Genomic DNA, 14565 nt, shown 5'->3' on the forward strand with positions numbered 1-14565 from the left:
ACACCCACCCACCGGGGGATGGTGCGATTGGATGAGGCGCGCCTTGGGGTATGCAGAGCACATGGTGTGGGTGTGATGTGTTTAAACAGCAAGCGGGTCCTCCGAGAGCCGTGCTGATCGTAGCTGGCCGCTAGACTGTCTGGTGCGCCCACAGCGCAAGTTTCTGTTCGTCAAACCTCTCGTGAGGACTGGTTGATGCATTCGCTGCTGGTATCCCTGCCTGATCTGGATCAGGGTCTTGCTGGTTTCCTCTCCGAACGCCTTGACCGTGTGGAAGAACGGCTGCGTCAGTCGGTTCACACCTCAGATTCTTTGACCCGTTGGACTTCCACCTATCTGATGGAAGCAGGCGGCAAGCGGGTCAGGCCGGTTTTGACTCTTCTGGCCGCTGCATTTGGCGATGGCATGAGGGCGGAAGTTCTCGATGCGGCCGTGGCTGTGGAGCTCACGCACCTCGCTTCTCTCTATCACGACGACGTGATGGATTCAGCCCCAACCAGGCGCGGGCGAACCAGTGCTCACGAGGTTTGGGGAAATTCGGTTGCGATCTTAACGGGCGATTTTTTGTTCGCGAGGGCTTCGCGAATCTCCGCTGGTTTAGGCCCGGAAGCTGTTCGTATTCAGGCAGAAACCTTTGAGCGTCTGTGCATCGGCCAATTACATGAAACTGTGGGCCCCGCGGACGATGACGATCCCTACGCGCATTATTTGCGGGTCCTGTCCGATAAAACGGCGTCGCTGATTGCAACCGCAGGCCGCTTTGGAGCCATGTTTTCCGGCTGTGATGCCACCGTCGTCAACGCCTTGGAGGAATACGGTGAAAAAGCCGGTGTGGCGTTCCAGCTCGTCGACGATGTGATTGATCTTCGCTCCGATGGTGCACGCACCGGGAAGACTCCTGGCACTGACTTGCGTGAAGGTATTCCAACCATGCCATCCTTATTAGTCAGGGCGCGCTATGCCGCCGGAGATCGCAATCCTGAAACGGTTGCCGTGGTCGAAGCGTTGGATTCCGATCTCAGCGACGATGAGCACCTCGCTCAGGCTGTAGCCCTGCTGCGCGAAGACCCGGCGACCGACGAGACCGAAAAATTGGCGACCAGCTGGGCGAACGATGCGTTAAAGGCGCTGCGGAACGTACCGGATCGTCCCGCCCGCGCTGGGCTCGAAGCGTTCACCGAGCAGCTAGTGAACCGCAGCGCCTGATTGTGCGCCGGTTCGTTCCTTTATGTCGGCTCGGCTCCACTGGTGATTGACATTCGCGCGTCGAGGCACCTCGGTCATCCCTGGTTGAGAACTGCTTCACTTTGAGTATCCGGTTTTACAGCGATAAGTAGCTGTGTGTAGTTCGCGTCCACAGTGTAGGTATAAACCTGCTTCACCATGAGTTATCCACACACCTCCTGAAAACCTCTGCTGGGAACTAACCTGTCATCAGGAGTTCTACTAGGGGCGGAGGTGTGATGCCGGTGTGCCAGGCGCGATACTGCGGATATTGCAGTTCCTTGCTCGCTCCGTCCACGCGATGGTGCGCAGAATGTGGCCGGCCATGCGTTCCTTTGTCCGATCATAGGGTCAAGCGTTCCTCTCGACCGTCAGCGTGGCAATCTGTCTTGCCGCCTGAGCAGGTTATTCCGGGATGTAGCGAGAGCCGACGGATTGCGCTCGTTGATTTCGGCAGCGGTTTGGATATTTCTCGAACGCGCCGGCTGGTGGCGTTTTTTCTTGATGTGGTGGCCTCGTTTGCTGGTTTTGCACCGCTGATCACTGGGATCACTCTGTTGTGTTCTGCTTGGCCGTCGCCCTGGACAGGATTACCGGTCGCTGTCACGGCTTTAGGCGCTGCAATAGCGGTGACGTGTATAGCCGGAGCGATCTGGCTGCACAGGGTCAAAAACACCAGTGTCGGAAAAGCTTGTATGGGCCTTCGTGCTGGGGCAGAGCATGTGAAGTCGAAACCCGACCAAATCCTGTCGCATCAACCGGTTCATGCGGCAACCGCCCTGCGGGTGCCCGCTGGACAGCCATGGCAGGGTGCATTACTGGACCAGGTAGCTCTAACGGACGGGCGTAGAAGTCGGGTTACTGAACGAGCCGAGCCTGGTTTGAATCCGTATCTGACGGCAGGTGAGGTGTTACCAGGGACGCACCGAGAATCCCCTAATCCCGATTCGGGAGTGGCAAGCTCCGATAGTGTAGTCAACGAAAAGTTTATGGCGGGTAACCGTGTAGGCCCTCCCGTGCGGCGTATTGTGCTGACCATGGACGATGGGGCGCGATACGAGTGTCCAGCGGGAACTCTGATCGGAAGATCTCCAGCGGTCGTTCAGGGAACGGGTTCGCTGCTTGCCATTGAGGATTCGACGCGTTCAGTGTCGAAGAGTCACCTGACGTTAAATGTGCGAGGCCAGGAGGTTTTCGTGACCGACCAGGGTTCTGTGAACGGCTCTGCGCTGGTGTCTAAGAGCGGCCTCGAACATGTGTTGATCCCAGGTGTATCCGAGGTGCTTCCTCCTGACTGCACCCTACGCCTGGGAGAGCGCACCCTAACCGTGGAGGTTTGCCCATGACTGACTCACCTGCATCTAGCGCTCCCATTGCGCCGGATATGCCCGCACCCGGTAGCATCCTCACCCGCTGCGCTGCGGCCACTCACGTAGGTAAAGTGCGCACAACAAACGAGGACAGCTTGCTGGCCCAACACCCCATTTTTCTTATCGCTGACGGTGTTGGTGGCCACAACGCTGGAGAAGTTGCCAGTGCATTTGTTGTAGAAGAGTTCCGCCGGTTGGTCGGGCAACCGAATGTCGAGGTCGAACAACTTGCAGGCACGCTACGGGCAGCAGCCGACCGCGTGAATGCCATTGAGCCGGATGATTCCGAAGGCCCAGCGGCGGGAACCACGGTGGCTCTGGTTGCGACCACTGTCGTCGATGGAAACGGGTACTGGGTTGTGCTCAACCTCGGTGATTCCCGGGTGTATCGCTTGACCTCTGGGGGCCTAGAACAGGTCAGTGTGGATCATTCAGTCGTTCAAGAACTGTTGGATCAAGGGCTCATCAGCAGCGAACGCGCACGGCATCACCCGTACCGCCACATGATCACCAGGGCGCTCGGGGCAGGACACGATGCCGAGCCAGACTGTTGGTTGATTCCAGCCCAGGTCGGCGACCGCCTGCTCATCTGTTCGGATGGGCTGACCGATGAGGTGAGGGACGAGGCCTTGGAGGACGTCCTCCAAACCCAGCCTGACCTCGACTCGGCAGCACAAACCTGCGTAGACCTTGCGTTGCAAGCGGGTGGCCACGACAACGTCTCGGTTGTAATCGTCCAAGCCGTCGATATCGTGGGCGCGCAGCATCACAGCGAGGACGGTGAAAGCCAACCCTAGAAAGATAGGCAATCGCATGACCGGGCACCCTGGCGTCATAGGGGGACGCAGCACACTGCCTGGGTACAACGTAAGGGGGAACAATGGCAGGGGAGAACCGAGCCCACGCAGCGCCGCTCAATGATCGAGGCCTGTTTTATGAACCGGGGCCGTGCACGCTCATCCATCGAAACAGACAATTCGCACTACTAGTTCCGGGTATCCGGGCTCAGGTCATTGCAGGGGTATGGGAAGCTCTCGACAAGGTACCTGATCCGGACGATGTCTTGGAGCACATCGTTGCCCATACCGACTACGAGTCAGTGAAAACCTTGGGCCCCATCCTGTATGGGCGATACATCGGGGAATGTAGCGTCATGATTGTGCATGCAGATACTGCCGTTGCGGTGTACTCGCGTGCATCCCACGCACTGCTGTGCGGCTCAGCAACGGCAAAAGCTGAGCCTGTGCGCACAGAGGATACCGTCCGTATCGCATGGGGAGATCTTCCTGAGGAAGGTAACGCAGGCGTTTTGCGTTTGGTGGAAGGAATGGCCCGGGTGCGAGGTTTTGTGCTCACCTGCTGCGACCTTCAATCGCTATCCGGACAGGAACGCACCCGGCTGGTCGCTGCGGTGCATGACCATGGGCGCTCTATATCCGCCCCGCAATCGCCTGAGGTGAGCGCTCCGGAACCTTCGAGCGGCGCCCCACCGGACGACCTCGCTTCCGAGGCGTCCTTAGCTTTGATAACGAATCAGGATTCGTCTTTAGCCGCGAGCCATAATGTGCATTTAACATCCACGCCTACGTCATCGGTGCCACAGAGCGGAGTGCTAGACCAGCTTTTGAACCCGGGGTCGGTGCGGTCAGAGTTTAAGTTGAGATCGGTCGTGGAGCCGGCGCGGCCAGAACTGGGGTTGCTGCCGCTGGAAGGACCTCCGCGCCTGAACCTCCGGCAAGGTCATGCGAGCGGGCATCGCGGCCGCCATGCCCAAAGATCGATGCCAGTCGGTGAGCTCGACGAAATGGATATTTCTGCTGCGTCCACGAGCAATCCAGTATCCGGACACTCCCCAGAACGACTTCCCACTCAGCATGCGGTAGAGGAGATTGGGCCCGACCGGGGTGATACTCCTGCGAACACCTCGATTGACTGCACTGCGTCCTACCACGATGCTTCCCATCGCGCGAGTCCTTCACATCGAGCCACGGTCTGCACGATGAGTGGATCATCGCCCCTGCGCGCACCGGAAAAGGACGGGCACACAGTGCTTGGCCTGGCCTGTTCAGGACAACACATAAACCCGCCGGATATTCGCCGATGTCGAGTGTGTGGTGAGCACCTGAATACAACTGCCTCCAAGATGCCGCGACCAAGGCTTGGAACAGTTGAAATATCGGACGGTACCGTCGTTGAGCTCGACCGCACCGTAATCATTGGACGCAAACCCCGCGCCCCGAGCGACGCTGCGGGTGAGGTGCCACGTATCGTCACCGTGCCCAGTCCATCCCACGATATTTCCCGTAACCACCTCGAAATTCGCCTCGAGGGATGGAACGTGATCGGCCGAGATATGGGGAGCATGAACGGAACCGTGATCACCAGGCCGGGCCAGCCCCCGATGCGCCTGCGAGCTCATGACGGTGTCCTCTTACGAAGCGGTGATGTCATAGAAATTGGCGATGGGCTCACACTGAGGTTAAAAGATGTTCCGTGACCTTGCACCCCGTGCACAACCATCTCTGTCGGATAAAGATATGGATGAAGACGCCGCAGCTGGCGCCGTTGTTAGTGGCTTATCAATAGAGTTTTGCGGAGAGTATGTCAGCGTGCATCCGGGCTGCGAGTTCGTCATCGGGAGAGCGGGTGATCTCATCCTCGACGACGACAACCAGTTTCTACATCGTCGCTTCCTAGTGCTCACTTACGCGGCGTCCCTATGGTGGATTGAGAATATCGGGTCACGTTTATCGGCCACACTCACTGATGCCACCGGGTCGTTGCACTCGTGGCTTGCGCCCGGTGCGAGAACCCCGCTCGTATCTGCGAGGACCAACGTAGTGTTCACCGCCGGTCCCACAACCTACGAGCTGTCCATTCATGTCGATCCACCGGCAACGACCCAGCCTCCGATCAGCATCCCAGAGTCAGGGGAGCATACAGTTGGGGAGGTCCTGCTGACCCCGTCTCAAAAACTATTGATCCTTGCTTTAGCTGAGCCGCTACTCGTAAAGGATGGAGCCGGCCTCAGCTCGGTTCCCTCATCACGGCACGCAGCGCGCAGACTCGGATGGACCCAAACCAGGTTTAACCGCAAGCTGGACAATGTCTGCGACAAGCTTGACCGGCTAGGAATTCGAGGATTGCGGGGTGCTCCCGGTCGTTTAGCGTCGAACCGGAGGGCGCACCTGGTTGAATATGCTGTCTTTTCTCGATTGGTGACCTCTGCGGACCTCCCGCTACTCAATGCTACCGCCGATATCGACAAATAATGGGAGGTGCTCATGCCGGGTGTAGATAGCAAATAATGCATTATTGTCGTTGCTGACTTGGGGGAATGCTTAAAGCGGGGATACAGTTAAAGTGGGGATACGGTTAAAGCAGAGGAATAGTTAAAGTGGGGGATACCTAAAACAGGAGAATAGTTAAAGTGGAGGGATAGTTAGAACAGGAGAATGGCGAAAACGGAGCAATGACCAAAACGGGGGAATGGTTAAAATATTTATGCGGACAGACAGCTTTACGGAAACTACCGCACTATAAAAAGGGGGATACCTATGCGGATATCGCTGACGCTGAGAAGGCCAGACGGCAGCCTCACCGACCTTGAAGTCACGGCCGACGCGACTGTTACGGTGGCCGATTTAGCCACCAGCTTGTTCTTGGCTGATCCGATGCGGAAGTCTGCACGGTTGCCGGACGGTCTTACTATTCAGGTCCAAGACGCAGGGGCTCATCACAGCATGCAGCTCAGAACGCTAAACCCTGAGGATGACCTCATGGCTGCGCAGCTTCGCTCGGGAGCGGTGATTGCCACAACTCATTCCGGGCATGGCATGCTGCCTGGACCTCAGAAAAAAGCTGAGACGTGCGCGCTGTTGCGGGTGATAGACGGCCCAGACAAGGGTCGAGAATTCTATCTACCAGCGGGCGTCAGTATTGTGGGTCAGGGATCTGACTGCGATATCAAACTCAACGACCCGATGCTTGCGATGCAGCATTTTAGAGTCGATATTGCTCACGCTATTGAAATTAGCGACTTACAATCAGAATATGGTATAAGCATTGGCGGGCGCGCCACGCGACACGCGACTTTAAGTCCGTCAGATATTGTGGTCGTTGCTGATACATCATTGTCCGTGACCGCGCTGAAAAAGCCCATCAGAGGCACCTCGGAATCTTTGACGGTGGAGTTTAATCGTGCCCCGAGGATCGTGCCGCGATGCCCCGACACATCAATTAAAGCCCCATCACCTCCAACGCGCCCCACTCCTCAGGCTTTTCCTTATCTGATCATGATTGCCCCCTTACTCCTTGGAGTCGCAATGTTTGCTGTGACCAGGAGTGTGTACTCCATCATGTTTATCGCCATGATGCCGTTGATGGCTGTGGCCACCTATGTGCAGGGCAAAATGCAAGCGGCCAAAATTTTTAAAGAACAGACCCGCCAGTTTCGCGAGGGGATGCAGTCGGTGCGCTGCAAGCTTAACGACGCACACGATATTGAACGAGCGGTGCGACTGGCCGAGGCGCCGAGCGCGGCTGACGCTGTAGATGCGATATATCGTCGTGGGTCCCTGCTGTGGACCCATCGCCCTGAGCATCGGGCCTTTGGGACCGTCCGCTTAGGGATTGGAACAGATAGCTCCCGCGTGCGTCTCGAGCTTCCGGCAGAGCACGACACCATGCCGCAGTTTCGCGACGAATTGGAAAGCCTAGCCGAGGAATATGCGGTGATTACAGGGGTCCCCGTTATCGCTGATCTGCGTTGGTGTGGCGGGGTGGGCCTGGCCGGGGCGGGCGAGGATGCGGATGGCATTGCGCGTGGCATCGTCAGTCAGCTGATCGGCTTGCATTCTCCGGCGGAGCTCGCGCTCGCCGTCATGGCATCCTTTCGCACCAAGGAGCAGTGGGAATGGCTGAAATGGGTGCCGCACACCTGTAGCCCGCATTCCCCTCTCGCGGGTGACCATCTCGCACAAAATGCTGGTGAAGCCGCATCACTGCTAGCCCAACTCGAGGACCTGATACAGCGCCGACACGGAGAGCACCCAGCGACTGGTCACGTTGCGCGTACAGCTGATATGGAGTCGGGCTCAACACCGAATGACAGCTGGTCCTCTCAGCACGCTTCATCCTCCGCCTGCGTTCCCGTTATTCCGGCTGTTGTTCTTATCGTCGACGATGATGCTCCCGCCCAGAGGGCTCACCTGGTGTGGATCGCTGAGCATGGCCCCAAGGTCGGGGTCTATGTCCTTTGGCGAGCAGGGGGAGTCGCAGCACTTCCCGCAGCGTGTCGCACCTATTTAGACATCGACGGTTCCGGGAGTGCGACAGCTGGGCACGTTCAAGGCGGTGAACGCTTTTCCCCCGTCACCTGTGACACCGTGGATCAGCAAGTCGCGCACGGCATTGGGCGATATCTGGCACCCGTTACAGACGCCGGGGTGCCCGTCCGCGATGAATCAGATCTTCCCACGGTCCTGAGCTTTTTAGCGCTCACGGACCATGATCTTCTCCGCAACCCGCAAACCATCATGAAGACCTGGGCTCGGCAGGAGAGTTCCATGTCCCCGGATCCAAGGGCAGTATCGAGTCCATCAGGCGCGCTGGGCTTAGAGGCTCTTGTGGGGCACAGCGGGCTAGAACCATTGTCGTTGGATCTTCGACGCGACGGTCCGCATGCCCTCGTGGGCGGTACCACGGGTTCAGGTAAGTCAGAGTTTTTGCAGACCTGGGTTCTGGCAATGGCTGCTGGCCATAGCCCTGACCGGGTCTGTTTCCTATTTGTGGATTATAAGGGAGGTGCAGCCTTTGCCGACTGCGTCAACCTGCCCCATGCCGTAGGGCTTGTCACCGACCTGTCTGCGCATCTAGTGCACAGGGTGCTGGATTCATTGCGCGCCGAACTGAGACTACGAGAACGTTTGTTCCACCGGAAAAAGGTGAAAGATCTGGCGTCACTTGAACGACGCGGTGATTCAGAATGCCCTCCGAGTTTGGTCATCGTGGTGGATGAGTTCGCGACCCTCGTTCACGACATTCCGGAGTTCATCGACGGGGTGGTCGATATCGCTGCGCGCGGTCGGTCGCTCGGTGTGCATTTGATCTTGGCTACGCAACGCCCTGCCGGGGTCATTAAAGAAAATCTGCGTGCTAACACCAATTTGAGAATTGCCCTGCGCATGGCTGATGAGGACGACTCGAAAGACATTGTGGGAGAGCCAATCGCCGCACATTTTGACCCGACGATCCCTGGTCGAGCTGTCGTTAAAAAGGGGCCTGGGCATCTGGTCATGTTTCAAAGCGGATACGTCGGTGGGTGGACGGCGGATCAACCCGGTCCCGCCCAGATCCAGATTGTCGAGAAGAACTTTGCAACCGGACCCGCCTGGCAGCTACCCAAACCCTGCGAGAGCGCACAGAATCAGGGTCCTGAAGACGTGATCCGGATCGTTCACGCCCTTCGGCAAGCAGCTGGCATCGCGGGTGTATCACCGCCTCGCCGACCGTGGCTTGCGGAACTGGCTGAACACTATGACCTCGCTAAACTGGCCCATACGGGCGGTGATGATGACCTGGTGCTGGGGATCAGCGACGTTCCTGACCAGCAGCGGCAACCGATTCTCGGCTATAAGCCGGATCGGGACGGAAACCTGGCTATTTACGGAGCTAGTGGGGCGGGTAAATCCACGACACTGCGCAGCATTGCGCTTTCTGCCGCGATAGCACTGCGTCAGGGGCCCGTGCAGATCTACGGGCTCGACTTCGCTGGTTCCAGCCTCACCATGCTCGAGGCGCTCCCGCAGGTTGGCTCGGTGATCTCTGGCGAGGACGAGGAGCGAGTCATTCGCTTACTGAGGAGAATGCATGCTCTGGTCGATGAGCGAACCAAAGAGTTTGCGAGCGTCCACGCCGGAACCATAGCCGAGTACCGACAGATAACCTCACGGTCTAAAACTCCACGTATGTTCCTTCTCGTGGATGGGATCGGGAATTTCCGCGAGACCTATGACTGCGGTGAGCTGAGCAACTGGTTTTCGACGTTCATGCACATTGCGGCGAACGGGCGCTCAGTCGGGGTGCATGTGATCGTTACCGCTGACCGACCGGCTGCGATGCCCGGTGCGCTGGGAGCATCCATTCAACGGCGGCTCATACACCGGATGGCAGCTGCTGACGACTACCGAAGTTTAGGTGAGCGGACAGACCTTCTTGCGATGAGTTCCCCGCCTGGGCGCTGTATCGCAGACGGATATGAGGCGCAGATCGCACTCCTGGGAGGGGGAACGAATCTCTGTGACCAGGCTCGAGCTATTGACCAATGTGCTGATGCGATGACGCGCGCCGGTGCGGACAGAGCGCCCCCTATCGAGCGCATGCCCGCACGAATTCCGGTCACCTCGCTATCTCAGAGCGTTTGCGGTCTGCCAACGCTCGGACTGGGTGACGAGACATTGTCGGAAGTGGGTTTTACCCCGCGGGGGTCGTTCATGGTGGCTGGACCCGCAGGCAGCGGTCGCAGCCAGGCGATGCTCACGATGGCGGTTGCCCTTCGGCTTCAGCTACCTGCCGTGCGGCTAGTCCATATCTCGCTCAGGATCACGCAGCTTAGTAATCATCCGGTCTGGGACCTCGATATCAGCACGCTCGCTGAGGCCCAGACCGTGTTGAGTGACCTTCTGCACCGGCTTGACAGTGGAAGTGTCCCGGAGGGCTCCTTGGCAGTGTTTATAGAGGAGGTCACCGAGAGCAGCGAAGCCGGTCTCGACAATGCAATGGCGGCACTGGCCCGGCTCGCCCAGCGAACGGGTCAATTCGTGGTCGGCGAGGGGGAGAGCGCTACGTGGTCGCGCGCCTACACGGTTGCGCAACCGTTTAAAGCGAGCCGCTGTGGTCTTATTCTGCAGCCGTCCGATATGGATGGCGAGATGCTGTTGGGCACCTCGACCGGACACAGCAGGCGTACAGTTTTCCCGCCCGGGCGAGGATTCCTCATCTCATCCGGGTCGGCGGTGTCGTTGCAGGTTGCTCTGGCCGAATAAAACCATGTGCAGCTGGTGGGGGATGAATGTGCATCCGGTGCGACCACGAGGAGCTACCGGTGCGAGAAGGCGCACTTTCAGTGCGAAAACAATTCAAGGGAGAAAACAGTGCGGGAGAGCAAGGGAATGGACGCGGCTGTCGTGAGGCGGTTGGCGGATCAACTCGACCACATGGCTGATGAAGCCCGCCATGTGGAATCACGTCTTATAACCGAGTTTCACGCGATGGAGTGGACAGGGCCGGACGCTGATATTTTTCGCCGAACCTGGGACACAGATATCGTCACACCGCTGCACCAGATGCTGGGAGAGCTCAAGGAGCTTTCCCACACAGCCCGCCGAAACGCACAGGGGCAGGATCGCACGTCTGCTCAATGAGTTCTCTGTGGGCGGGGAGTTGTGCCCATCGCCAGCCGGGGCATCCCTGCATAGGCTCGAATTGATCGAGGCGCAGCATGGGCGTCGCCTTGAGACCATCAGCTTGAGGTTGTCAGCGCGAGGCCTTGAACTCGGGTGTATCACTGCGTGCGACGCTGAAATGAGGTAACTCGACGGTGACCTGAGCTGGCGGTGGCCCGAGCGGGCTATGACCCGAGCGGGCTATGACTCGAGCGGGCTGTGACCCGAATGAGCGTGTGGCCTGAACATGTGAATGTGACGACGATAGAAAGGGGGAATGCAGTGGCGACGAAAAAAGGGATGGTCCCCGCCGAGGTAAGAAACATGGGGGCTCAAATTAAAGAGGCGGGTGATCGGGTGAAAGTACTGGTCGAACAGGCGAAGCACGCTGTCGAAGGGGTCGACTGGACGGGAGCAGATCGCGATCAGTTCATGAAGCATTTTGATGGCGACATCGCGCACAAGGCTGCGGTGATACAAACCAAGTGTCACGAATTTCAAGAACGCGCGGACCGCAATGCCTCTGCTCAAGAGGCCACCTCATCCCATTGATGGCTGGCATCGGGGCACACGGCATGTGAACGCACCTGAATCTGCAACCTTCAGGGTGCAGCTGATAACCCAAAAAGGGGGAGTGACGATATGGCTTTTCAAGGTATGAGTCCGGAGCAAGGCCGAGAAGCCGCTGGGAAACTCAAGCACATCGGGCAGCAGGTTGCTGAATCATTCGATCACCTCAGCGGCGTTGTGAACTCGGTGAACTGGCTCGGTCCTGATGCCGAAGCCTTCAAACAAGACTGGCTCCACGTGAAAGGATCTTCTGTTCACGAGCTGGCAGAGGCACTAAAACAACGCGGAGAGAATCTTGCGGCGCAGGCTGACGATCAGGACGCCACCTCGAATCAGCGCTGAATGCGGGCAGGTCGCCAGGTATCCGATACTCGCGCTCAAATGCGCGAAGTCGGTTCCTGCCAGGGGAATCACAGAGTGGTTCCCCTGGCCCATTGCTTGCGCACCCTTCTAGGATGGGCGAGTATGCATGGGGTGCGAACGCACCCGTCCGCGAGATACCGGGAGGCATTGTGAACGGGCAGAGCTTAATGAATACGGTTCGCACCGCGGCGCTGTTCGGGGTCCTCTGGGGTGTCCTGCTTGCAGTGGGGTGGTTTGTAGGAAACGGGCGGTGGATCTGGCTCTTCGCCCTGGTCGGGTTGATTGGGACCGCGATCTCGTTTTGGAACAGCGACAAAATCGCGCTGCGATCGATGCGTGCCTATCCGGTGAGCCCGGAACAAGCGCCTCGTATGTACGCCATCGTCTCTGAGCTTTCCGCCAAGGCAAATGCGCCCATGCCAAGGCTCTATGTCTCCCCCACCCAGGCTCCCAATGCCTTCGCTACAGGGCGCAGCCCTCGCCATGCGGCGGTGTGCTGCACCGAAGGAATCCTGAGCCTGCTCGACGACCGCGAACTGCGCGGGGTGCTCGGACATGAACTCATGCACGTGTACAACCGCGACATCTTGACCTCATCGGTGGCGGCAGCTATCGGTGGCATCATCACCTCCATCGCCCAGATGCTGATGTTCTTCGGTGGCGGTGGCAACGACCGTGAACGCAACGGCGGAGGTTTCGGCATGCTCGGTGCCCTAGCCGCGATGATTCTCGCTCCCTTGGCGGCGACGCTGATCCAACTCGCGATTTCTCGCACCAGGGAATATTCGGCGGACTCTGACGGTGCGACGCTCACCGAAGACCCGCTGGCTCTCGCCTCAGCACTGCGTAAGTTGCAAAGCGGAACCGCTCAGGCCCCGTTAAAGCCCGAACCCGACTTGATGAACTCCTCGCATTTAATGATTGCGAACCCATTCAAAGCGGGGGAGGGGCTGGCGGGAATGTTCGCCACGCATCCGCCGATGGAGCAGCGCATCGCGCGGCTTGAGCGAATGGCTGAGGATCGCTATCGCAACTAAGCGATGTGCGCCTTCCGACCTCGACTAAGCAATGTGCGACGTAGAGTCGAAAATAGGCGGTGTGCGACTAGACCACCCATCAACGGCTACGTCCTACGTCGCACACCGCCTGATCGCTGCGTATTAGGTGTGAGTTAGGCGTGAGGAAGCGTCTTAGCGGTAGTTGACAAACTGCAGGGCGACGTCCAGATCCTTGCCTTTGAGTAGCGAGATCACGGCTTGGAGGTCGTCGCGGCTCTTAGACGACACCCGCAGCTCATCGCCTTGGATCTGGGCCTTAACTCCTTTGGGGCCCTCGTCTCGAATGATCTTAGAAATCTTCTTGGCCTGATCGGAGGCAATTCCCTCTTTCAGCGAGCCCTCGAGCTTAACGAGCTTGCCGGATTGCCGAGGCTCACCAAACTCCACCGCTTTCAAAGAGACACCTCGACGCAACAGCTTCGTTTGCAATACGTCAAGAACAGCGCGCACTCGATCCTCGGAGTTCGCTGCCATCACCACGGAATCCCCGGACAGCTCAACGGATGCATTGACACCTCGGAAGTCGTAGCGTTGAGCAACTTCTTTGGATGCCTGAATAACTGCGTTGTTGACCTCTTGGCGGTCGAGCTTACTGACAATGTCAAACGACGAATCCGCTGCCATGGCGTCCTCCTAGTCGTGGGGTCGTAATGGCACCACTGTAACCAGTCCCAGGGGGCTGTGAGCGGGATCATGCAGGTAGATGCCGCTGTGGATTCGCGTGATCGCTGCAGGGCCGCTACGATAAGACGGTCGGTTCGCCTGGCGGACCGCAGACCCGGCAGGTTACCCGAGTGGCCAAAGGGGGCTGACTGTAAATCAGCTGGCATTGCCTACGGGGGTTCGAATCCCTCACCTGCCACCAGGAATCACGCTATGTGATTCCGTGCACGGATAGCGAAGCAGAGTTTGCTCCGAAGAGACAGACTGTGTAAAGTTTTCCGAGCTTGCCCTGATAGCTCAGTCGGCAGAGCATCTCCATGGTAAGGAGAAGGTCAAGGGTTCGATTCCCTTTCAGGGCTCGTATCGCAGCGGACGGCCCGGTTCTCTTCGTGAGGCCGGGCCGCCGTGACGATCACGCCGGGGTAGCTCAGACGGTCAGAGCGCACGACTCATAATCGTGAGGTCGCGGGTTCGATCCCCGCCCTCGGTACCACCCCCTCTCGCGGAAACGCGTGAGAGGTGTGCACGTGTCACCTTTGGGTGGCATGCCCCATCGCGCGACCACCGGGCGCGCACGAGACCGGAAGAAGGCGACTCCCATGGCGAGCAAGAGCTCCGACGTGCGGCCCAAGATCACCATGGCCTGCGTCGACTGCAAGGACCGTAACTACATCACAAAGAAGAACCGTCGCAATACCCCTGACCGGCTGGAGCTGTCGAAGTTCTGCCCGCGCTGTGGAAAGCAGACGGTTCACCGCGAGACCCGCTGAGTTAGACCTCAACCCGTCGATATGACGACGGTTTTCTCGAAAGCCACCCAGGATATTCTGCCTGGGTGGCTTTCGTGCGATGAGCCAGTGTCTGATGACGATG

Annotated in this window: 12 protein-coding genes and 3 tRNA genes; 14 read left to right on the forward strand and 1 reads right to left on the reverse strand. The window is 58.4% G+C overall.

All coding sequences use genetic code 11. The features are described from left to right. Positions 1-195 precede the first annotated feature (195 nt). The 10 genes from BN1724_RS00005 (at position 196) to htpX (ending at position 13008) form a co-directional block, all read left to right on the forward strand. Positions 196-1206: a polyprenyl synthetase family protein gene (locus tag BN1724_RS00005; protein ID WP_058233732.1), complete on the forward strand. Its 1011-nt coding sequence runs from the start codon at positions 196-198 to the stop codon at positions 1204-1206. A gap of 1007 nt (positions 1207-2213) precedes the next feature. Then, the gene (locus BN1724_RS13215; RefSeq protein ID WP_231928098.1) at positions 2214-2570 is read left to right on the forward strand and encodes an FHA domain-containing protein; all 357 of its coding nucleotides are present in this window, start codon (positions 2214-2216) and stop codon (positions 2568-2570) included. After that, complete coding sequence (locus BN1724_RS00015; RefSeq protein WP_084252580.1) at positions 2567-3391, forward strand: PP2C family protein-serine/threonine phosphatase; 825 nt, start codon at positions 2567-2569, stop codon at positions 3389-3391. Before BN1724_RS13215 ends, BN1724_RS00015 begins: the two co-directional genes overlap by 4 nt. Positions 3392-3474: 83 nt before the next feature. Beyond that, positions 3475-5091: an FHA domain-containing protein gene (locus BN1724_RS00020; RefSeq protein ID WP_058233734.1), complete on the forward strand. Its 1617-nt coding sequence runs from the start codon at positions 3475-3477 to the stop codon at positions 5089-5091. A 40-nt stretch (positions 5092-5131) separates the two neighbouring features. Next, positions 5132-5866 (forward strand): hypothetical protein, encoded by a 735-nt coding sequence (locus BN1724_RS00025; protein ID WP_058235609.1) that lies wholly within the window; start codon positions 5132-5134, stop codon positions 5864-5866. A 285-nt stretch (positions 5867-6151) separates the two neighbouring features. Continuing rightward, positions 6152-10639, forward strand: a complete 4488-nt coding sequence (locus BN1724_RS00030) for an FtsK/SpoIIIE domain-containing protein (RefSeq protein WP_058233735.1) — start codon at positions 6152-6154, stop codon at positions 10637-10639. Between the two features lie 108 nt (positions 10640-10747). Beyond that, entirely contained in the window at positions 10748-11017 is a 270-nt protein-coding gene (locus BN1724_RS00035; protein WP_157085687.1) for a hypothetical protein, read from the forward strand. 270 nt (positions 11018-11287) lie between these two features. Beyond that, positions 11288-11590 (forward strand): hypothetical protein, encoded by a 303-nt coding sequence (locus BN1724_RS00040; RefSeq protein ID WP_157085688.1) that lies wholly within the window; start codon positions 11288-11290, stop codon positions 11588-11590. Positions 11591-11680: 90 nt separating this feature from the next. Next, the gene (locus BN1724_RS00045) at positions 11681-11950 is read left to right on the forward strand and encodes a hypothetical protein (RefSeq protein WP_058233738.1); all 270 of its coding nucleotides are present in this window, start codon (positions 11681-11683) and stop codon (positions 11948-11950) included. Positions 11951-12138: 188 nt separating this feature from the next. Further along, positions 12139-13008 (forward strand): zinc metalloprotease HtpX, encoded by an 870-nt coding sequence (gene htpX, locus BN1724_RS00050; protein ID WP_058233739.1) that lies wholly within the window; start codon positions 12139-12141, stop codon positions 13006-13008. Positions 13009-13161: 153 nt separating this feature from the next. On the opposite strand, the gene BN1724_RS00055 is transcribed toward htpX, so the two are convergent. Next, positions 13162-13653: a YajQ family cyclic di-GMP-binding protein gene (locus BN1724_RS00055; protein WP_058233740.1), complete on the reverse strand. Its 492-nt coding sequence runs from the start codon at positions 13651-13653 to the stop codon at positions 13162-13164. A gap of 156 nt (positions 13654-13809) precedes the next feature. Between BN1724_RS00055 and BN1724_RS00060 the strand changes: the two genes are divergently transcribed. The 4 genes from BN1724_RS00060 (at position 13810) to rpmG (ending at position 14462) form a co-directional block, all read left to right on the forward strand. After that, positions 13810-13894: transfer RNA gene (locus BN1724_RS00060), tRNA-Tyr, on the forward strand. Between the two features lie 84 nt (positions 13895-13978). Beyond that, positions 13979-14051: transfer RNA gene (locus tag BN1724_RS00065), tRNA-Thr, on the forward strand. 57 nt (positions 14052-14108) lie between these two features. Then, positions 14109-14185: transfer RNA gene (locus tag BN1724_RS00070), tRNA-Met, on the forward strand. A gap of 106 nt (positions 14186-14291) precedes the next feature. Further along, on the forward strand, positions 14292-14462 hold the full coding sequence (gene rpmG, locus BN1724_RS00075; protein WP_058235610.1) for a 50S ribosomal protein L33: 171 nt from the start codon (positions 14292-14294) through the stop codon (positions 14460-14462). Positions 14463-14565 lie beyond the last annotated feature (103 nt).

Source organism: Devriesea agamarum (genome assembly GCF_900070355.1).
Lineage (GTDB): Bacteria > Actinomycetota > Actinomycetes > Actinomycetales > Dermabacteraceae > Devriesea > Devriesea agamarum.